The sequence below is a fragment of the Pseudonocardia parietis genome (genome assembly GCF_017876315.1).
In the GTDB taxonomy this organism is placed as follows: Bacteria; Actinomycetota; Actinomycetes; order Mycobacteriales; family Pseudonocardiaceae; genus Pseudonocardia; species Pseudonocardia parietis.
Map to the genome: position 1 here is coordinate 167,294 of NZ_JAGINU010000001.1, position 19,671 is coordinate 186,964.

Below are 19,671 nucleotides of genomic sequence, written 5' to 3' on the forward strand. Positions count from 1 at the left end.
ATAGGCATGGCTAAACGATGCCGGACCGGTGCGCCGGAACGCAAGCCTCACCGGTTCCGACGTGGTCAGGCCGGTCACCAACGCTTGCCCGGCAGCGCGGAACGGGCATCATGGATGTGGACCGCCCCCAGGCGGCACCCCGGACGAGACGCGCCGTACCCGGATCGACAAGACGACGCACTCGCCGGAAGGGGTGTCCTCGTGGCCTGGATCTATCTGGTCGTCTCGGGTCTACTGGAGACGGTGTGGGCGGCGGCCCTGTCGCAGAGCCGGGGCTTCAGCCGGCTCACCCCGTCGATCGTGTTCGGGGTCGCGCTGCTGCTGAGCATGGGCGGGCTGTCCCTGGCGCTGCGTGAGCTGCCGGTCGGCACCGCGTACGCGATCTGGGTCGGCATCGGCGCGGTCGGCACCGCCGCCTACGGGATGGTGGCGCTCGGCGAGCCGGCGACGACCGCGCGGCTGCTGTGCCTGCTGGCGATCGTCGCCGGCGTCGTCGGGCTGAAGATCGTGCACTGAGCTCGTGCCCTGAAGATCGTGCACCGAGCTCGTGTACTGACCGACGGTGGGCCGGCACCCCTCACAGGTGCCGGCCCACGCCGGGGAGCCCCTACTCGAAGGGGCCGTTCTTGACCAGTCCGCCGGCCGGGCCCTCGACGTAGCCGGGGGTCAGCGCCGGGAACTCGGTCTCGGTCCCGTTGACGCCGTCCGGCCGGTTGCTCGGCAGGTAGGTGTCCGCCGCGTCGACGAAGCCGTATCCGGCGGTGCCGGTCAGGGCGCCGACGGCGTCCACGGCCTGGGTCGGGCTCTGCGTACTCGGGTAGCCGTGGCCGTCGCCCTCGTCGGCCGCGGCGAAGCCGGCCAGCGGGAACGCCACGGCGCCCAGGGCGCCGACGGCGATCAGCGAGCGTCGCATCCGGTTCTTCATCGAATCCGTCCTTCGGTCTGGGGAGCATTCCCCGCACGGCGGAGGTGCCGCCGTACGTCCTCGGTCGGCGGGCGTCACATGTTGTCGGCGCCGGCCTTGATCGCCTCACGGATGCGGTTGTAGGTGCCGCACCGGCAGATGTTGCGGATCTCGTCGAGGGCCTCGTCGTCGATGTCGAAGCCCTCCTCCTCAGCGCGTCGCACCAGCGCCACGGCCGCCATGATCTGGCCCGGCTGGCAGTAGCCGCACTGCGCGACGTCCTTGTCGATCCAGGCCTCCTGCATCGGGTGCAGGGTGTCACCGTCGGCCAGGCCCTCGATGGTCGTGACCTCGTCGGACTCCGACAGCGCCCCGACCGGGACCGAGCACGGGTTGAACGCCTTGCCGTTGACGTGGCTCGTGCACGCCTTGCAGACGTTGATCCCGCAGCCGTACTTCGGGCCCGTCACCCCGAGGACATCGCGCAGGACCCACAACAGCCGGACGTCGTCCTCGACCTCGACCGTGACGCGCTCGCCGTTGAGCATAAAAGTGTGCTGGGACATCTCGGGCTCCTTAGCGGGCCAACTCGAGGCCGTCGGTGGGCGACGGCGGAACGGGCGGGATCGTCGGGTACGGCTCGAACGGGAGCGGTTCCTTGTGCATGATCGGGAAGTACTCGGGGACCTTCCCGGTCGCGCGGGCGTAGGCGCAGGCGATCGCGCCGCAGGTCGCGGCCACGCCGAACTCGCCGGCGCCGCCCGGCTCGGGGGCCTCCGAGTCGTCGATGAGCACGATGTTCATCTCCGGCGGGGTGTTCCACTGCCGGGTGTAGAAGTAGTTGTCCCAGCTCGCCTCGATGAAGGCGCCGTCCTCGAGGTGCAGGCCGGACGTCAGCGTCATCGCGATGCCGTCGTTGATCCCGCCCATCATCTGCGCCTCGAGACCGCGCGGGTTGATGATCAGCCCGACGTCGACGACGTAGGTCACCTTGGTGACCCGCGGGCCGGTGCGGGCCGAGCGGATCTCGCGGTTCACCGTCTCCGGCCGGCAGTCCAGCTCGACGACGGCGCAGGCGATGCCCTTGTACTCCTGGTGGATCGCGATGCCCTGCGCGGTGCCTTCAGGCATCGACTTGCCCCAGTCCGCCTCCTCGGCGGCCCGGTCGACGACCTTCTTGAAGCGGTCGAGCTTGACGAACCCGGACCGGAACTCGTACGGGTCCTTGCCGAGCTTGGCGGCGACCTGGTCGATCATCAGCTCGCGCGCGGTCGCCGTGTCCGGCGAGTAGATGTTGCGCATCGAGCAGGTGTTGAACCGCATGTCGACCTCGTTGAGCAGCGAGGTCGCGACACCGACGTTGTACGGGTTGGTCTGTGTCGTGAGGTAGATGGCCTGGGAGACCGTGAGGTTGCCGCCCGGCAGCTTGTTCGCGGCCGCGGTGATCGCCTCGGAGAAGCCCGGGTTGACCTCGGTCGCGACGCTGGTGTGCCGGAGCTCGAAGCTGGACACGGAGTCCCCGGTGATCTGCGCGCGGACCCGGGTGGTGGCCAGCGGGTGCACCCGGCCCTGACGGGAGTCGTCGGAACGGGTCCACATCAGCTTGACCGGCTTGCCCATCTTCTGGGAGACCTCGGCGGCCTCCTCCAGGGCGTCGTAGAACAGCCGGCGGCCGAACGACCCGCCGCCCTCGGTGACGTGCACGGTCACCGCGTTCTGCGCCATGCCGAGCAGGTTCGCGATCTCGGCCTGCGCGGCGATCGGGGACTTCGACGGGCCCCAGATCTCCGCCGAGCCGTCACGGACGTCGGCGATGGCGCAGTTCGTCTCCAGCGCGGAGTTGCTGCGGAAGTAGAAGACGAAGTCGCCCTCGACGGTCTCGCCGGTCGCCTGCGGCACCGCGAGCGGGAGCTCGCCGGCGCGCACGCCGGCCAGGATCGACTCGTCGTTCTCGCCCTCGACGGTGCCGCCGTCCCAGTTCACGTCGAGCGCGTTGACGGCGTCGACGGCCTGGCCGAAGGTCCGCGCCCGGACCGCGACGCCGACGCTGACCTGCTCGACGTCGGTGACGCCCGGCATGCTCCGGACCTCGTCGATGTTGTTCACGCCCTGTGGCGCCGAGTTCAGGTTCGGCCCGCGGCAGATCACCGTCGGCAGCGCGTCCGGGACCTGCAGGTCGGTGAGGAACTTCTTCTTGCCGGTGACCATCGCCCGGGCGTCGGACTTCGTCCGCGGCTTCCCGATGACGGTGAACTCCTCGCGCGGCTTGAGCACCACGTCGATGGCCTCGTTCACCGGGCTCGCGGCGGCCTCGGTCAGCTCACCGAGGGGCAGCTCCTCGCCGTTCTGGCCCAGGATCAGGCCGGTGCGGCTGGTCAGCACGCTCTTCTCCTGGCCCAGCTGGGCCGCGGCCGCGTCGAGCAGCCGGCCTGCCGCCAGCGCGGCGGCCACCCGGATCGGGGTGAAGGTGGAGAACGTCGTCGTCGAGCCGCCGGTGAGCTGGTTGAACACCAGCTCCGGGCGCGCGTCGGCCAGGGTGACGATCACCTGGTCCGGGTCGAGGCCCATCTCCTCGGCGATGATCATCTGGGACGAGGTGATGATGCCCTGGCCGTTGTCCGAGCGCGGCAGTGCGAACGAGACGGTGCTGTCCCGGTTGACCTCGATCCGGATCAGGTTCGCGGTCGGGCGGGCGGCGTCGCGGATCGCGTCGAGCAGGTCGTAGACCTCCGCGGGCAGCGGCGGCGACGGGATCGCGGCCGCGCTCGCCTGCGGGGCGCTGTCGAACACGGCTTGGCGGCCCATCTCGGCCGCGACGACCAGGGTGGGCGCGGCGACCAGGTACCCGAGGAACCGGCGCCGGCTGACGTGGCTCCGGCCGGCCTCCTCCGGGCGCTCGGGGGCGGGCGCGCGATGAGCGGGCATCGTTGTCCTCTCCGATGTGCTGTGGTGCACAGCCCACCGGCGCACGGGATGCGGGGTGCGGTGACGGCCGGGGGCTCTCGGGGCAGGCAACGAGCCACGTCCTTCAACGGATACGCGTCGACGAACCAGGGGCATGTGGACCGATCTCCGCTGGGCCGATGATGTCCGACTCGATGATTCGCAGGTCAACGATTCGCCGGTGAGGGGAGCCTGATCCGCAGATGCGGACGACATGCCTGGAGCTGCTCCGCACCTTGACCGGACCGGGCCGATCACGAACCACCCCTCTGGGTGAACCGCGCCGATCGGAATCGAACCGGTGACAGGGTGTCGCGCGAAGGGGCACCGTGACCGCCGCCGGGAGCCCTGGCGGCGGGCACGGTGCGGCCCCGTCTCACATGGCGCCGGCGCCTTCCTTGATCGCCTCACGGATGCGGTTGTAGGTACCGCACCGGCAGATGTTGCGGATCTCGTCGAGGGCCTCGTCGTCGATGTCGCGACCCTCCTCCTCACACCGCTTCACCAGCGCCACCGCAGCCATGATCTGGCCCGGCTGGCAGTAGCCGCACTGCGCGACGTCCTTGTCGATCCACGCCTGCTGCATCGGGTGCAGCTCCTCGCCGTCGGCCAGGCCCTCGATCGTCGTGACCTCGTCGGACTCCGACAACGCGCCCACCGGGACCGAGCACGGGTTGAACGCCTTGCCGTTGACGTGACTGGTGCACGCCTTGCAGACGTTGATCCCGCAGCCGTACTTCGGGCCCGTCACCCCGAGGACGTCACGCAGGACCCAGAGCAGGCGGACGTCGTCCTCGACCTCGACGGTCACGCGCTCACCGTTGAGCACAAACGTGTGCTGAGACATCTCGGACTCCTTAGCGGGCCAGCTCGAGGCCGTCGGTCGGCGACGGCGGAACGGGGGGAACGGTCGGGTACGGCTCGAACGGGAGCGGTTCCTTGTGCATGATCGGGAAGTACTCAGGGACCTTCCCGGTCGCGCGGGCGTAGGCGTTGGCGACCGCGCCGCAGGTCGGTGCGACGGCGAGCTCACCGACCCCGCCGGGCTCCGGCCGCCCGTTGTCGACGATGAAGATCTCCATCTCGAGCGGGGTGTTCCACTGCCGGGTGTAGAAGTAGTTGTCCCAGCTCGCTTCGACGAAGTGCCCGTCGTCCAGGTGCAGGCCCGACGTCAGCGTCATCGCGAGGCCGTCGTTGATCCCGCCCATGACCTGGGCCTTGTAGCCGAGCGGGTTGAGGATCAGCCCGCTGTCGCTGGCGAACACGACCTTGGTGACCCGCGGGCCGGTGCGGGCCGAGCGGACCTTGCGGTTCACCGTCTCCGGCCGGCAGTCGATCTCGACCAGGCAGGCGGCGAAGCTCTTGTACTCGACGTGGAACCCCAGGCCCTGGGCGGTGCCCTCGGGCATGGAGCGGCCCCAGTTCCCCTCCTCGACGACCTTGTCCAGCACCGCGCGCATGTCGTCGTTGCGCAGGAACTCCCGGCGGAACTCGTAGGAGTCCTTGCCCATCTTCTCGGCGATCCGGTCGACGATCAGGTCGCGGGCGGTGCACACGTCGGGCGAGTACACGTTGCGCATCGAGCTGGTGTTGAAGCGCAGGTCGACCTCGCTGAGCGTCCGGGTCTGGGCGCCGAAGTCGTACGGGGTGTTCTGGGTGAGCTCCCAGATCGCCTCGGACAGACCGACCGCGCCGAGCGGCGCCTTGCCCGCGGCCGCGGTGACGGCGTCACCGAAGCCGTGCCCGAAGTCGGTCGTGACGCTGGTGTGCCGCTGCTCGTAGCTGACCACCGAGTCACCGCTCACGACGGCGCGCACCCGGGAGGTCGCGAGCGGGTGCACCCGGCCCTGCCGGGAGTCGTCGGACCGGGTCCAGATCAGGCTGACCGGCTTGCCGAGCTTCTGCGAGACCTCGGCGGCCTCCTTGGCCGCGTCGCCGAACAGCCGGCGCCCGAAGGAGCCGCCACCCTCCGCGACGTGCAGGGTCACCGCGTTGACCGGCATGCCGAGCTGCTCGGCGATGTCGTGCTGGACGGTGATCGGGATCTTGAGCGCCGACCAGATCTCGGCCGAGCCGTCACGGACGTCGGCGATCGCCAGGTTGGTCTCGAGCGCGGAGTTGCTGCGGAAGTAGAACGTGAAGTCGCCCTCGACGGTCTCGCCGGGCACCGACGGGACGGCCAGCGGCAGCTCGGCGGCGCGGACCTGCTCGAGCACGGACTCGTCGTTCTCGCCCTCGACGGTGCCACCGTCCCACTGCACTCGCAGCGCGTTGACGCCGTCGATGGCCTGCCCGGTGGTCCTGGCCCGGACCGCCACGCCGCTGTTCACCATCACCACGTCGGTGATGCCCGGCATGTTCCGCACCTCGTCGGCGTTCTCGACGCCCTGCGGGGCGGAGTTCAGGTTCGGGCCACGGCAGATGACGGTCGGCAGCGCGTCCGGGACCTTCATGTCGGCCAGGAACTTCTTCTTCCCGGTCACGATCGCGCGGGCGTCCGACTTGCCGCGGTCGGTCCCGAGGATCCGGAACTCCTCACGCGGCTTGAGCGCGACCTGGACCTCCTTGGTCACGTCGCTGGCCGCGGCCTCGGTGAGCTCGGAGAACGGGATCGCGCTGCCGCCGGCGCCGGTGATCAGGCCGGAGCGGCTGGTGAGGGTGTCGACGTCCTGCCCGAGGATGTGGCCCGCCGCGTCGAGCAGCGCGCCCTTGGCGATGGCGGCGGCCACCCGGACCGGGGTGAAGGTCGAGAAGGTCGTGCTGGACCCACCGGTGAGCTGGTTGAACACCAGCTCGGGCCGGGAGTCGGCCAGCGTGACGATCACCTGGTCCGGGTCCAGGTCCATCTCCTCGGCGATGATCATCGCGGTCGAGGTGATGATGCCCTGGCCGTTGTCCGAGCGCGGCAGCGCGAAGGAGACCGTCCCGTCCCGGTTGACCTCGACCTTGACCAGGTTCGCGGTCGGCCGGGCGGAGTCGCGGATCGCGTCGCACAGGTCGTAGACATCGGCGACCTGCGGCGGGGAGGGGATCGCCGCGGCCGAGGCCCCGGGCGGGGCGAACAGTTGCTGGCGGCCGAACTCGGCGGCGACGACCAGCGTCGGCGCGGCGACCAGGTAACCGAGGAAGCGGCGACGGCTGACGTCGCGGCGTTCCTCACGTGCAGGTGTCGGGGCAGACATCGTCGTCCTCTCCATCACCTCCGGGGGCTGTGATGCGGGGGAGCCGCCCACCGGAGTCCGTCGGGAGGGGAACGAGCCCTGCTTCGCAGAGATGCGGGCGCCGGTTCGACCCCGATCGGGCGGACGAATCCGCAACGCAGCCCGTGGTCGGCGATGCATCAGCAGGTCACTGCTGGCGAGGAGAGGCTCGCCTCATCCGCAGATGCGGATGAACCAGCTCACGTTAATCCGCATTAACACGTTGCATCGCCGCCTTGGCGATGACCCCTTCGGGTGAGGATGGGCACCCACCTCGGTGGGTAGGGCACTCCCGCACCCACACCTCACCGGCGACCGGCCCGCAGCAGGCGGACGAACGCCCACGGCAGCAGCACGACGACGGCCAGCACACCCAGCACACCCGCGGCGACGATCACCCAGGCCGGCGCACCGTTCCCCGCGCCACCCAGGAGGACACCGGCGACCAGCAGACCGCCCGGCACGGCGACGACCACCGGCCACACCAGGGTTCCCAGCCACTTCTCACCGACGGTCCACGACCGTCCGGTCCACAGCATCACGACGCCGGCCAGCCAGCCGACGACCGGCAGCACGAACCCGCCGAGCATCAGCATCAGAACGGTCAGGACGGGATAGGCGTCCGGATCGCCGGTACGCGGGGCCGGGCGCTGCGGGTCGGTGGTCATGGTGGTCATCTCCTGCTCCTTCGATGTCTCCGTGCGGTGACACCAGGATCGCGCCGGGCCGGGGCGCGCACATCGGAGCAGGGGCTGATCCACGGCGTCGGACCGTGGTCGGAGAACACGGCTCGACGTCCACGACCCCGGAAAGGCCGGAAGCCGGGCCCCGATCGGGGCCCGGCTTCCCGGGTGGCGGTAGCGGTGGGATTTGAACCCACGGAGGCTTGCACCTCACGCGCTTTCGAGGCGCGCTCCTTCGGCCGCTCGGACACGCTACCGCCGAGAAGGCTACTAGACGCCCGCCGCGGAAACGGCCAGGGGGTCACGCCCGGTGGTCGGCGAAGAAGGACTCCAGGAGCGCGGCCGCCTCACCGGCGCGGACGCCGCCGACGACCTCCGGGCGGTGCGCCAGCCGGCGGTCGCGCAGCACGTCCCACAGCGATCCTGCCGCACCCGTCTTCGGCTCCCAGGCCCCGAAGACGACCCGTTCGACCCGGGCGAGCCCGATCGCGCCGGCACACATCGTGCAGGGTTCGACGGTCACGGCGAGGGTGGCGCCGGTCAGCCGCCACTCGCCCACGACCTGGGCTGCGGCGCGCAGCGCCAGCACCTCGGCGTGCGCGGTGGGGTCACCGAGCGCCTCGCGGGCGTTGCAGGCGGCGGCCAGCTCGGTGCCGTCGGCGGCGAGCACGACCGCGCCGATCGGGACGTCACCGGTGACGAGCGCCGCGCGCGCCACCTCCAGCGCCCGCCCCAGCGCGAGCTCGTCGGCCGGGCGGAACACTCAGGAGTTGACCAGCTCGTCCAGCTCGGCGGCGAAGCCGCAGCGCCGGGCGATCGTGTCGAGCTGCTCGTCCGGGTACAGCTCGAGGTCCTCGACCAGGATCTCCAGCTCGTCGGCCGGCAGGCCGAAGTCGCTCACGATCCCGAGGTCGCCCTCCGGCCAGGGGTCGTCGAGCGCGTCGTCGTCCGGCGGGAGCTCGACCCGCAGGAGGTCGAGGACGTCGGCCGCGACGTCGTAGTCCAGCGCGGCCACCGCGTCGGAGATCAGCATCCGCACCCCACCGGGCGACGGGCGCAGCAGGACGAAGAACTCGTCGTCGACGTCGAGCAGGCCGAGCACGGCCCCGGTCGACCGCTGAGCGCGCAACGCGGTGATCGCCGCGTCGAGATCGACGAGGGCTACCGGGTCGAGCCGGACACAGCGCCACCGCCCCTCCTCGCGGATCGCGGCGACCGCAAATCCGGGAAGGGCGGCGTCCCGGGTGTCCGGGGCGGCCTCGACGCTCTGGGTGGGCACGACGGATACGGTACGTCCCGAGAGCGTTGTGAGCCACGCCACGACCAGGTATGCGTGGTCACATCGGTGCGGCCGGTCGCTCGACGGGCGCTCGTGGGCGACGATCGGTTGATGCCGAGCCCCGTGCCGATCACCCCCGCGTCGGTCGCCGGGCTGCCCGGTGACCTGCTGGAGGCGGCCCGCGGACTCCAGCCGCGCACCGTCGCGCTGCGCCGGGAGCTGCACCGGGCACCGGAGCTCGGGCTCGCGCTGCCGCGGACCCGCGACGCCGTCCTGCGGGCCCTGGCGGACCTGCCGTTCTCGGTCCGGACGGGCGCGTCGTGCAGCTCGGTCGTCGCCGTGCTGGAGGGCGAGCGGGACGGGCCGACGGTGCTGCTGCGCGGCGACATGGACGCGCTGCCGCTGCCGGAGGACACCGGGCTGCCGTTCGCGTCGGAGATCGACGGCGCGATGCACGCGTGCGGTCACGACACGCACACCGCGATGCTCGCCTCCGCCGCGCGCCTGCTGTCCTGGCACCGCGAGCGGATCGCCGGCCGGGTCGTGCTGATGTTCCAGCCCGGCGAGGAGGGCTTCCACGGCGCCCGGCACATGATCGAGGAGGGCGTCCTGGACCTCGATCCGGAGCTGGCCTACGCCCTGCACATCTCCTCGACCGTCCCGAGCGGGGAGGTGCACCACCGGGCCGGCCCGATCATGGCCGCGGCCGACGTGCTGCGGGTGCGGGTGACCGGCCGGGGCGGGCACGCGTCGGCCCCGCAGGACGCCTGCGACCCGATCCCGGCTGCCGCCGCGATGGTCGGCGGCCTGCAGACCGTGCTCACCCGGCGGATCGGCCCGCACCAGGCCGCGGTGCTGACCATCGCCCGCTTCCGGGCAGGCACCACCGACAACGTCATCCCGGAGACCGCGGAGCTGACCGGGACGCTGCGCACCCTGTCCGAGCCGGTCCGGGCACTGCTGCACCGGGAGATCACCGAGTACTGCCGGAACCAGGCCGTCGCCTACGGCTGCGCCGCCGAGGTGGAGTTCGTGCCGGGCTATCCGGTGACGGTGAACGACGGGCCGGCCACCTCGGGGCTGGTCGAGGTCGCGGGGAAGGTGCTCGGCCGCCGCGCGTGCGTGGCGATGGCGGATCCGCTGATGGGCGCCGAGGACTTCTCCTACGTGCTGGCCCGGGTGCCCGGCTCGCTGGCGTTCCTCGGGGCGCGGCCGCCGGGCGTCGCACCTGCGGACGCGGCGCCGAACCACTCGAACCGGGTGGTGTTCGACGAGGCGGCCTTCCCGGCCGGGGTCGCGCTCTACGCCGGGCTGGCACTCGCCGCACTCTCCTGACTCGTCCGCGCTCTCCTCACTTGTCCGGGCTCTCCTGACTTGTCCGGGCTCTCCTGACTTGTCCGGGCTCTCCTGACTTGTCCGGCCCGGGTGGCGACGGCAGGCTGAGCCGGTGCCGGCGCTCCCTGATCTCCTGCGGGCTCTCGAGTCCGGTGACCTCTCCCCCACCGAGCACGTCGACGACGTGCTGGCCCGGCTCGACGCCGACACCACCAACTGCGTGGTCACCCTGGACGCCGACCGGGCCCGGTCCCGCGCGGCGGAGCTGACCGCCCGCTCCGCCCGTGGCGAGCGGGTCGGCCCGCTGCACGGGGTCGCCGTCGGGATCAAGGACCTGATCGACGTCGCGGGCCTGCCGACCCGGTGCGGCTCGAGGCTGCTGGCGGACGCACCACCGGCCGCCGCGGACGCCCCGGTCGTGGCGATGCTGCGGGCGGCAGGCGCGGTCGTCGTCGGGAAGCTGCACACCCACGAGTTCGCCTACGGCCCGGTCGGTGACGTCGCCGCGACCGGCCCGGCCCGCAACCCGCACGACCTCACCCGGGTCACGGGCGGGTCGTCGTCCGGATCGGCCGCGGCCGTCGCGGCCGGGCACCTGCCACTGGCCCTGGGCACCGACACGGGAGCGAGCATCCGCACGCCCGCTGCGCTGTGCGGGGTGGCCGGGCTCAAGCCGCGGCGCGGAGCGCTCCCGGGCGGCGGGGTGTTCCCGCTCGCCTAGTCGTTCGACACGATCGGTCTGCTCGCGACCGACGCGGCGTCGCTGGCCGTGGCCCGGGCGGCGCTCGGGGGCACCGCCCGCCGGGCCGGTGCCGCGGTCGATTTCGGCGCCGCGTCGGTACCGCGGGTCGGGGTGGCGACCGGGGACTGGTGGCGGCCGCACGACCCGGTGATCGGCGACGCCGTGCGGTCCGCCGCCCGGGCGCTGGCCGGGCTCGGCGTGCCGGTGACCGAACAGGACACCCCGGGGATCGCGGAGCTGGCCGCGACCTACCCGGTGATCACCGGCGCCGAGGCGTACGCGACGCACCGGGAGTGGTTCGCCACGCGGCGCGACGAGTACCAGCCGGCGACCGCGGAACGGCTGGCCGCGCACACCGACACGCCCGCGCACGTCTACGTCGACGCGCAGCGCACCCGGTCCCGGCTCACCTCCGCCCTGCTCGGGCACCTCGGCTGCGACGTGCTCCTGTGCCCGACGACGCGGCTGCGGGCCACCCCGATCGGGACGTCCGAGGTGGACGGGATCGGGGTCCGGCCGTCGTTGCTGGAACCGACCTCGCCGTTCAACCTCACCGACCTGCCGGTGGTGGCGCTGCCGGTGCCGGTGCCCGGTCTGCCCGCGGGGATCCAGCTGGTCGGCGTCACCGTGGGCGAGGATGTGCTGCTGGGCCTGGCCCGTGCACTCGAAGGAGCGCTGCGGTGATCCTCCCGGTCGCGGTGGCCCGCGGGGTGTTCTCCGGCGACGTCGACCGGGTCTACCGGCGGTGGGCACGCTCCCGGGTGCGCGCAGGGTCGACGCTGCGCACCGCCGCCGGGGTGGTCGAGATCGTCGCGGTCGAGGAGATCCGCCCGGACGCGATCTCCGACGACGATGCCCGGGCGGCCGGTTCGACCTCGGCCGTCGAGGTGCGCCGGTCGTTGCGGGGGGTCGCAATCGACCCGGTGTTCCGCATCCGGCTCCGGGCGGTGGGCGCCGACCCGCGGGAGCGGCTGCGGGAGTCCGTCGACGACCTGGCAGGGATCGCCGCACGGCTGGACCGGCTCGATCGCGCGTCGCGCCACGGGGCGTGGACCCGCGAGACGCTGCGGCTGGTCGCCGACCACCCCGGCGAACGCGCAGCGGACCTCGCGGACCGGGCAGGGCGGGAACGCGACCCGTTCAAACTGGACGTCCGCAAACTCAAGAACCTGGGGCTCACGGAGAGCCTGGAGACGGGCTACCGGATCTCGCCACGCGGCGCGGCATTTCTCGCCGGCGAGGACGAACCTGCCGGGTGATCGTCCGTTGAGTACTGATCGGTGCCGGCAGTGGCACCGATCGGCACTGATCGGATGATCACCCGGCGTCGGGTCTGGTCGACGGAGCCGGATCCGGACGGCACGGCGGCCGCGGGCGGGGCGCCGGCAGCCGTTCCCTACCCTTCGGGGCATGCGAGCGGTGTGCGTGCTGGGGACCGGGCTGATCGGCGGATCGCTGATGCGGGCAGCCGCACGCGCGGGTCGTGAGGTGTGGGGCACCGCCGCGTCCGAGGCCACCGCGGCCGCCGCCGTCGCCGACGGGTTCGACGTCGGCACCGACACCGACGCCGCGCTGACCCGGGCCGCGGAGGCAGACGCGCTGGTGGTCGTCGCCGTACCCCTCACCGCACTGGAACCGGTGCTGCGCCGGGTCGACGCCGTCGCCCCGACGTGCCGGCTGACCGACGCGGTGAGCGTGAAGGTCGCGGTCGCCGACGCCGTCGCCGAGTTCGCCCCGCGCGCCCGCTACGTCGGCGGGCACCCGATGGCCGGCACCACCGAGTCCGGCTGGGCGGCAGGCGACGCCGATCTCTTCAACGAGGCCGCGTGGGTGGTCGCCGCCGACGACGGCCTGGACCTCGACGTCTGGCGCGACGTCGCCGAGCTGGCCTGGGCGTGCGGTGCCCGAGTCGTCCCCGCCGCGATCGACGAGCACGACATCGCCGTCGCCCGGATCTCGCACCTACCGCACCTGTTCGCCGCCGTGCTCGCCTCGGTGGGAGCGGGCGAGCAGGGCGACGACCTCGCCCTGGCGCTGTCCGCGGGCTCGTTCGCCGACGGCACCCGGGTCGCCGGGACCCGCCCGGAGCTGGTGCTCGCGATGTGTGAGGGCAACCGGGCGTCGCTGCTGGCCGCGGTGGACGACGCGCTGGGCCGGCTCGGCGCGATGCGCGGGGCCCTGGCGTCCACCGGCGGGCTCGCCGCCACGGTGCGGGCCGGGCACGAGGCACGGATGCGCTGGGCCTCCACCCGCGAGCCGCTGGAGCTGCCGGTCGCGCTCGACGGCGAGAACGTCCTCGCCGAGCTGCGGGAACTGGGCCGCCGCGGCGACGTCGTCGGCAAGGCCTGAGGCCACCGAGGCGTCAGTGACCTCGGTCCAGCCCGGCCCGCGAGGCGATGCCCGGATAGTCGAGCACGAACCCGTCGGGGTCGACGGTGACGTCCGCGGCGAACTCGCCCGCCGCGAACCCGACGATCGCGGGTTCGGTGTCGGTGCCGGCCGCCACCGTGCGGTAGGTCTGCTCGGTGGCCTCCACGGACAGCGTCGGGAGATCGACGAACACCATCGGCAGCACGTGCTCGGCCGGGTCGCGGTGCAGCCCGAGGCGGCGCACCGGCAACGCGTTGAACACCGGGCTGAAGGCCAGGTCGACGTCGCACGCGCCGTGGAAGTCGCCGCGGGTGCCGCCCGAACCGTCGTCGACCAGCCAGACGCCGTCGGTGCTGCGACTGATCGTCACCTGGTGCTCACCGGCCGCGGTCGCCACGTCGACCGCCAGCCGGGACAGCGTGCCGTCCGCGGCCACCACCAGCCGGTAGGACGCGGTGAGCACCCCGTCCGCGCTACCGCGGATCATCCGGCCGACGGCGCGGAACCCGCCACCGGACGTCGTGATCCGGGCGGACTCGAGACCGGTCGCGCCGTCGGTCTCCGGGTCGGAGCGCCAGCTCAGCATGACCGCCATACGCACCTCCGTTCGTGTCATCAACCTGGTTCCCGCCGTACCTCGGCGGGGTCGACATCGTCGCGCATCCCGCGGATCACGGGCTGGCGCAGCCGGCCGGCCGCCGTCCAGCCGAGGTGCGCCACCTCCACGACGGCCGACGGGACGCACCACTGCGCCCCGGCCGCGTCCACCCGCGGGATCGCCGTGGCGAACGGCGACGCCGGGGCCGCCAGCGGTCCGAGCCGCCCGGTGAGCACCTGCTGCATCGCCGTCCCGCCGAGCCCGGACCCGGCGCGGCCCGCGAACTCCAGCCCGTCCGGGCCGGGGACGCCGAGCAGCAGCGCCCCGATCCGCGGTCGTCCGCCCGCCGCCCCCTTCTCCGGGCGCCACCCGCCGACCAGGCAGCTCTGCGAGTGCCGGTGCGCGACCTTGACCCAGTCCGGGCTCCGCCGCCCCGGCCGGTAGCGCGAGGTCTCCCGCTTCGCGACGACCCCCTCCAGGCCGCGCTGCGCGGTGACGGCGAGCAGTGCCGCGCCGTCCGGGTACAGCGGGGACGTCTCCACGTGGGCGAGCCCGGACAGGTCGAGCCGCTCCAGGGTCGCCCGGCGCTCGGCGAGCGGCCGGTCCAGCAGCGACACCCCGTAGAGACGCAGCACGTCGAACACCATGAACGTGACCGGCCGGCTCGCGGCGGCGGCCGCGCTCACCACGCCCTGCATCCGGTGCGCGAGCGCGGCGAAGCTGGGCACGCCGGCGTCGAGCAGCACGACCTCACCGTCGAGCAGGACGTCCGGGGCGAGCGTCATCAGATCGGCGAGCTCACCGAAGTTCGGTGTGACGTCGCGGCCCGAGCGGGTACGCAAGGTCAATGCTCGGCCGCCGTCACCGTCGGTGACCGACGCGAGCACGCGCATGCCGTCCCACTTGACCTCGTACGACCAGCCGGCGCCGGTCGGGAGCGGTCCGGGGGTGGCGAGCATGGGCAACACACCGTCATGCTTGTCACCGAACGTCCGGCGCGCCACCCGACGTGGCCCGGCCGGACGGCGGAGGGGGAACGCCATATGCGCGCGATCTGGAGCGGGGCCGTGTCGTTCGGGCTGGTCAGCGTCCCGATCAAGGTCTACTCGGCGACATCCAACCACGACGTCCGGTTCCACCAGGTGCACGGCGAGGACGGCGGCCGGATCCGGTACAAGCGGACCTGCGAGGTGTGCGGCGAGGAGGTCACCTACGCCGACATCGTCAAGGGCTTCGAGACCCCGGAGGGCGAGCTGATCACCCTCGACGAGAACGATCTCGCATCGCTGCCCGTGTCGACCGGGCACGAGATCGACGTCGTCGAGTTCGTGCCGAACGACCAGATCGACCCGATGCTGTTCGACAAGAGCTACTACCTCGAGCCGGAGACCAAGGCCGCGAAGCCCTACGCGCTGCTGCGCGAGGCGCTGAACGAGACCGACCGGACGGCCGTGGTGAAGGTGGCGCTGCGCCAGCGCGAGACCATGGCCCTGCTGCGGATCCGGGGGAAGGCGATCGTCCTGCAGACCCTGATCTGGCCGGACGAGGTGCGCGAGCCGGAGTTCGACATCCTCGACACCGACGTCGAGCTGCGGCCGCAGGAACTGCAGATGGCGTCGTCGCTGGTCGAGAGCATGGGGGCGGACTTCGACCCGGCCGAGTTCCACGACGAGTACCGCGACGCGATGGTCGACCTGATCGAGGCGAAGAAGACCCACGGCGACGCCCGGCCCGCCCCGGCCGCGGAGAAGGCCGACGACGGCGCCGACTCGATGAGCGACCTGCTCTCGGCGTTGCAGGCCAGTGTGGACGCCGCCCGGTCGTCCGGTGGGTCCGGCGGGTCCGGCGGCAAGGCCGAAGCGGACTCCGGCTCGGGCTCCTCCCGATCGTCGGGCTCGAAGGCGGGTTCGAAGGCAGGCTCACAGACGGGGTCCCAAGCGGAGCCGAAGGCGGGCTCGTCGCGGAGCAGCTCGTCGTCGGGCTCCTCCGGTACCACCCGCAAGACTGCGTCGAGCCGGTCGCGCTCGACGAAGGCCACCGAGGAGAAGGAGACCGCGGCGACCGGCACCGAGGGCGGCGGGACGAAGTCCGCGACCGGCACCCGGCGGCGGTCGTCGAAGAAGACCGCCTGACCCGCCTGGGTCAGGGCCCGAAGCTCGACGCCGGCGGCGCCTGGTCCTGCTGCAGCGCGCCGAACAGTTCCTGCGCCCGGCCGCGGTCCCACCGCAGGCTCGACCCGCTCGAGCCGCCGATCGGCACCGTCGTCTGGACTCCGTCGCCGCCGGAGACGCCCTTCATCCCCCAGGCGAGGCCGGCGATGTTCCAGAGGTGGTCGCCCTCGTCGACGGTGATCGTGTCGGTGACGGCCGACGCGAGCGGCACCATCCGGAACGGATTGATCAATGTGAGCGGGCTGGTCGCCTTGCCGAGCAGGGCGGAGAGGAACTCGCGCTGGCGCTGCACCCGGTCGAAGTCCGAGCCGGGCGTGGCGCGGGTACGGACGTAGCCGAGCGCGGTCGCACCGTCGAGCTCCTGGCAGCCGGCCTGGATGTCGAGCCCGGCCAGCGGGTCGTCGATGGCCTCCTCGACGCACATGTCTACGCCGCCGACCGCGTCGACGGCACCGACGAACCCGCCGAAGCCCACCTCGACGTAGTGGTCGATCTTCAAGCCGGTGGCGCCCTCGACCGTCTCGGTCAGCAGCTGCGGGCCACCGATCGCGAACGCCGAGTTGATCTTACTGCTGCCGTGGCCGGGAATCGGGACGAAGGAGTCGCGCGGGATCGAGACCAGCACGCTGCCCGAGCTCCCGGTGTGCAACAACATGATCGTGTCGGTGCGCTGCCCGGCCGCCTCGCCGGTGGCGAGCCGCTCACCGTCCTCCTCGGACAGACCGTCGCGGCTGTCCGAGCCGACGATCAGGTAGTTCGTGCCGGACGACGTCGCCTCGGAGTTCGCGGGCAGCGCCTCCACCCGGGTCATGTTCTGGTCGAGGTAGACGCCGAACCCGAGGATCGCGACCAGCAGCACGATCGCGACGGCCTTCCACCGGCCGCGCATCGACCCGCGCAGCCGTCGCCAGTCCGGAAGGGTCGGACCTTTGGTGATCCGGCCGTCCCGCGGGGCCTGGGACGCGGGATGCCCCGGCGGAGGGGCGCCGGCGCCGGCGGCCGGGCGCGCCCGGGTTCCGGCGCGGGTGGGCGGGGCGGCCGGCGGCGGACCGCCGGGGGCACGGGGCGGGGGCTTGCGCAGCGGGCCGCGCCCGCGCGACGGCGGGGGCTGCTGTGGAGGTGAGGGCGGCGGCATCGGACGGCCGCCCCGCCCCGGGAGCGGGCCGGGGCGCTGCGGAGGCTGGTTCGCCCAGCCCGGGCTGCCGCCACGCCTCGGCGGCCGCCCGCCCGGCGGAGGCGGACCACCGCGCGGGGGCGGGCCGCGGAAGTCTCCGGCCATACCTGCTCCACCGTCCCGATCGGCCCCTCGGGGTGCGGGACCGGCTCCCGACGATACTGCCGTGCGGTACGCAAGCGGCGGGTCCCGTGCGAACGGCGCACTCCCGGGGTCGTCCCGCCACCGGTGAACGGCCCGGGCAGGATCTCCCGATGGACGTCCCCTCCCTGCCGCTGCTCGAGGACGACCTGGACGCCGACGGCGTGCTCCGGGCCGCGGCGATCGTGTGCCGGCCGCCGGACATGCCGGACACGGCCGTCCTCTGCTGGTTCCCCGAGGTCGTCGACGCCGTCGGCGCCCGTGCGCTGTCCGTGCTGCGCACCGAGCTGGGCCGGACCCCGGTGTGGTGCACCCACGGTCCGGACGGGCGGCCGGTCGCCGTCGTCCACCCGGGGATCGGGGCGCCGCTCGCGGCGATGTTCCTGGAGAACCTGGTGGCGATGGGGGTCCGGACGGTCGTCGGGGTCGGCGGGGCCGGAGCCCTGCTGCCCGAGCTGACGGTCGGGCACGCGGTGATCCTCGGCAGCGCGCTGCGTGACGAGGGGACGTCGTTCCACTACCAGCCGCCGTCGCGCACGCTCGACGCCGATCCCGGCGGGATCGAGGTGCTCGAACGGGTGCTGACCGGTGCCGCGATCCCCTGGGTGGTCGGGCGCAGCTGGACCACCGACGCCGTCTACCGGGAGACCCCGCAACGGGTCGCGCGGCGCCGGGAGGAGGGCTGCGCGGTCGTCGACATGGAGGCCTCCGCGCTGGTCGCGGTCGCCCGGCGGCTCGGGATCCGGTACGGCCAGGTGTTCCTGGCCGCGGACTCCCTGGCCGGGCCGGAGTGGGAGCACCGCGGCTGGACGACGGCGCGGGAGGCTCGGGCAGGCCTGTACGGCCTGGCGCTGGCCGCCGCCGAGCAGTGGGCGCGGGGCTGAGGGGCGCCCGCCGGCTGCCGGCCCCGGGAACGACAATGGCCGGTGTGAACGAACCCGTCTTCGACAAGCGCGACCAGCTGGACAAGGTCGCCGCAGGCCTGCTGGACGGCGAGCGGGTCGTCGCGGTGCTCGACGCGGTCGGCGCGGGCACCGGGTTCCTCGGCCTGACCGATCTGCGGGTGGTGCTGCAGGACAACTCGTTCGCCGGGAAGAAGACGGCGATCACCTCGATCCCGTACTCCCGGATCGGCACCGTCTCGTTCGTCGCGGACCGCAACATGCTGGGCCGGTTCGCGAGCTCGAGCAAGATCGCGGTGACGGTCGGCTCGCACACCTACGAGGTGGAGTTCCGGGGCGACGACAAGGCGAAGCTCGCCCACGACGTCATCCTCGGGCACCTCACCCGGCCCTGAGCTCAGACGTCCCGCAGGGCGGCAAGGAAGGCGAGCAGGTCGGCAGGTCCCTCGGAGGCGATCGTGTGTACCCGGCGAAGGTCCAGGTCCCCGTAGGCGTGGACGATCAGGTTGCGGAATGCGGCGGCCCGGGCGAGCCGGTCCGCGAGAACGGGCTCCACGAAGCCGTGCCGGCCGAGCACCCGGAACGCGTCGCCGTAGGTCGGGGGCGAGCCGAGGCCCAGAGCGACACAGGACGACACCGCGGTGTCGACGACCACCTGGATCGCCTGCCAGAGATGCAGGACGACCGCGTCCGTGGCGTCGGTCATCGGCGCGAGCCCGGACGGGTCGGGCGGGAGCCGGTCACGGACCCGGTCCAGGTGTCGCCGGACGGTCGCCGCCCGCTCGGCGAGCAGCTCGGGACGGATCGCGCGGGTCACCGGCCGAGCTCCGCGAGCACCTCGTCCTGCGCCCGGCGGATGACGGGGCCGGCATCGCACCAGAACATCGTCGCGTCGAGGACGTAACGCAGGTGGACCTCGTCCGCCCCGTAGAGGAGGACACCGTCCCGGGCGGCTTCGAACCGGAGCAGGGCCCCGGCCCGGGCGAGGTCGACGAGATCGACGTCGTCGGTCCCCAGTGCACTTGCGACGGCGTCGAGGAGTTCCGCGGGATCGATGTCGCCCAGGTAGCCGAGGTCCCAGTCCGATCCCGGATGTGCCGTTCCGCGGCTCCGGGAGCCGTGCAGCAGCAGGAGTTCCAGCCCTTCGGCCCGGGCTGCGACGGCGCGCACGGCGTCGAGTCGTGCCGTGTCGAGGACGTCCGGACCGTTCACGACCCCCACCGTAGTCA

At 72.8% G+C, this 19,671-nt stretch carries 20 protein-coding genes, 1 tRNA gene, 1 pseudogene and 1 riboswitch; of the genes and pseudogenes, 8 read left to right on the forward strand and 14 right to left on the reverse strand.

Features of this window, described 5'->3' with window-relative positions; all coding sequences use genetic code 11:
* The first annotated feature begins 116 nt into the window (after positions 1–116).
* Positions 117–182: riboswitch (guanidine-III (ykkC-III) riboswitch) on the forward strand.
* Positions 183–201: 19 nt separating this feature from the next.
* Complete coding sequence (locus tag JOF36_RS00855) at positions 202–516, forward strand: DMT family transporter (RefSeq protein WP_210024523.1); 315 nt, start codon at positions 202–204, stop codon at positions 514–516.
* 91 nt (positions 517–607) lie between these two features.
* Here the strand turns inward: JOF36_RS00855 and JOF36_RS00860 are convergent, their stop codons facing one another.
* From JOF36_RS00860 to JOF36_RS00900, 9 genes are all read right to left on the reverse strand, one after another.
* Positions 608–925 carry a hypothetical protein gene (locus JOF36_RS00860; protein ID WP_210024524.1) on the reverse strand — a complete coding sequence of 106 codons (318 nt, stop codon included), beginning with the start codon at positions 923–925 and terminating at the stop codon, positions 608–610.
* Between the two features lie 74 nt (positions 926–999).
* Positions 1,000–1,470 carry a (2Fe-2S)-binding protein gene (locus JOF36_RS00865; protein WP_210024525.1) on the reverse strand — a complete coding sequence of 157 codons (471 nt, stop codon included), beginning with the start codon at positions 1,468–1,470 and terminating at the stop codon, positions 1,000–1,002.
* Positions 1,471–1,480: 10 nt separating this feature from the next.
* The gene (locus tag JOF36_RS00870; RefSeq protein ID WP_210024526.1) at positions 1,481–3,829 is read right to left on the reverse strand and encodes a molybdopterin cofactor-binding domain-containing protein; all 2,349 of its coding nucleotides are present in this window, start codon (positions 3,827–3,829) and stop codon (positions 1,481–1,483) included.
* A gap of 394 nt (positions 3,830–4,223) precedes the next feature.
* Entirely contained in the window at positions 4,224–4,694 is a 471-nt protein-coding gene (locus tag JOF36_RS00875) for a (2Fe-2S)-binding protein (RefSeq protein ID WP_210024527.1), read from the reverse strand.
* 10 nt (positions 4,695–4,704) lie between these two features.
* A complete protein-coding gene (locus tag JOF36_RS00880) occupies positions 4,705–7,029 on the reverse strand; it encodes a molybdopterin cofactor-binding domain-containing protein (RefSeq protein WP_210024528.1) in 2,325 nt (774 codons plus the stop codon).
* Positions 7,030–7,352: 323 nt separating this feature from the next.
* Positions 7,353–7,724: a hypothetical protein gene (locus JOF36_RS00885; protein ID WP_210024529.1), complete on the reverse strand. Its 372-nt coding sequence runs from the start codon at positions 7,722–7,724 to the stop codon at positions 7,353–7,355.
* 175 nt (positions 7,725–7,899) lie between these two features.
* Positions 7,900–7,987 (reverse strand) — tRNA-Ser (locus JOF36_RS00890).
* A 44-nt stretch (positions 7,988–8,031) separates the two neighbouring features.
* Positions 8,032–8,493, reverse strand: coding sequence for a nucleoside deaminase (locus tag JOF36_RS00895; RefSeq protein WP_210024530.1), 462 nt, complete (start codon positions 8,491–8,493; stop codon positions 8,032–8,034).
* Positions 8,494–9,009 carry a tRNA adenosine deaminase-associated protein gene (locus tag JOF36_RS00900; protein ID WP_210024531.1) on the reverse strand — a complete coding sequence of 172 codons (516 nt, stop codon included), beginning with the start codon at positions 9,007–9,009 and terminating at the stop codon, positions 8,494–8,496.
* A gap of 111 nt (positions 9,010–9,120) precedes the next feature.
* On the opposite strand from JOF36_RS00900, the gene JOF36_RS00905 reads away from it, so the two are divergent.
* From JOF36_RS00905 to JOF36_RS00925, 4 genes and pseudogenes are all read left to right on the forward strand, one after another.
* Positions 9,121–10,344 carry a M20 metallopeptidase family protein gene (locus tag JOF36_RS00905; protein WP_210024532.1) on the forward strand — a complete coding sequence of 408 codons (1,224 nt, stop codon included), beginning with the start codon at positions 9,121–9,123 and terminating at the stop codon, positions 10,342–10,344.
* A 184-nt stretch (positions 10,345–10,528) separates the two neighbouring features.
* Positions 10,529–11,770: pseudogene (locus JOF36_RS40645) on the forward strand (amidase).
* Positions 11,767–12,345, forward strand: a complete 579-nt coding sequence (locus JOF36_RS00920) for an ASCH domain-containing protein (protein ID WP_210024535.1) — start codon at positions 11,767–11,769, stop codon at positions 12,343–12,345. The pseudogene JOF36_RS40645 and the gene JOF36_RS00920 overlap by 4 nt, the downstream one beginning before the upstream one ends.
* A gap of 151 nt (positions 12,346–12,496) precedes the next feature.
* Positions 12,497–13,435 carry a prephenate dehydrogenase gene (locus JOF36_RS00925; RefSeq protein WP_210024536.1) on the forward strand — a complete coding sequence of 313 codons (939 nt, stop codon included), beginning with the start codon at positions 12,497–12,499 and terminating at the stop codon, positions 13,433–13,435.
* 13 nt (positions 13,436–13,448) lie between these two features.
* Here JOF36_RS00925 and JOF36_RS00930 read toward each other — a convergent pair whose 3' ends face one another.
* Both JOF36_RS00930 and ligD read right to left on the reverse strand, forming a co-directional pair.
* The gene (locus JOF36_RS00930) at positions 13,449–14,051 is read right to left on the reverse strand and encodes a putative glycolipid-binding domain-containing protein (protein WP_210024537.1); all 603 of its coding nucleotides are present in this window, start codon (positions 14,049–14,051) and stop codon (positions 13,449–13,451) included.
* A 20-nt stretch (positions 14,052–14,071) separates the two neighbouring features.
* Positions 14,072–15,013 (reverse strand): non-homologous end-joining DNA ligase, encoded by a 942-nt coding sequence (ligD, locus tag JOF36_RS00935; RefSeq protein ID WP_210024538.1) that lies wholly within the window; start codon positions 15,011–15,013, stop codon positions 14,072–14,074.
* A gap of 84 nt (positions 15,014–15,097) precedes the next feature.
* On the opposite strand from ligD, the gene ku reads away from it, so the two are divergent.
* On the forward strand, positions 15,098–16,186 hold the full coding sequence (gene ku, locus JOF36_RS00940) for a non-homologous end joining protein Ku (protein WP_210024539.1): 1,089 nt from the start codon (positions 15,098–15,100) through the stop codon (positions 16,184–16,186).
* Between the two features lie 10 nt (positions 16,187–16,196).
* Here the strand turns inward: ku and JOF36_RS00945 are convergent, their stop codons facing one another.
* Positions 16,197–17,360, reverse strand: a complete 1,164-nt coding sequence (locus JOF36_RS00945) for an LCP family protein (RefSeq protein WP_245350598.1) — start codon at positions 17,358–17,360, stop codon at positions 16,197–16,199.
* A 293-nt stretch (positions 17,361–17,653) separates the two neighbouring features.
* Here JOF36_RS00945 and JOF36_RS00950 point away from each other — a divergent pair, with 293 nt between their 5' ends.
* Positions 17,654–18,424, forward strand: coding sequence for a nucleoside phosphorylase (locus JOF36_RS00950; protein WP_210024541.1), 771 nt, complete (start codon positions 17,654–17,656; stop codon positions 18,422–18,424).
* A gap of 44 nt (positions 18,425–18,468) precedes the next feature.
* Positions 18,469–18,837, forward strand: a complete 369-nt coding sequence (locus JOF36_RS00955; protein WP_210024542.1) for a PH domain-containing protein — start codon at positions 18,469–18,471, stop codon at positions 18,835–18,837.
* Positions 18,838–18,839: 2 nt separating this feature from the next.
* Here the strand turns inward: JOF36_RS00955 and hepT are convergent, their stop codons facing one another.
* Both hepT and mntA read right to left on the reverse strand, forming a co-directional pair.
* A complete protein-coding gene (hepT, locus tag JOF36_RS00960) occupies positions 18,840–19,259 on the reverse strand; it encodes a type VII toxin-antitoxin system HepT family RNase toxin (RefSeq protein ID WP_210024543.1) in 420 nt (139 codons plus the stop codon).
* Positions 19,256–19,654, reverse strand: a complete 399-nt coding sequence (gene mntA / locus JOF36_RS00965; protein WP_210024544.1) for a type VII toxin-antitoxin system MntA family adenylyltransferase antitoxin — start codon at positions 19,652–19,654, stop codon at positions 19,256–19,258. Before mntA ends, hepT begins: the two co-directional genes overlap by 4 nt.
* Between the last annotated feature and the right edge of the window lie 17 nt (positions 19,655–19,671).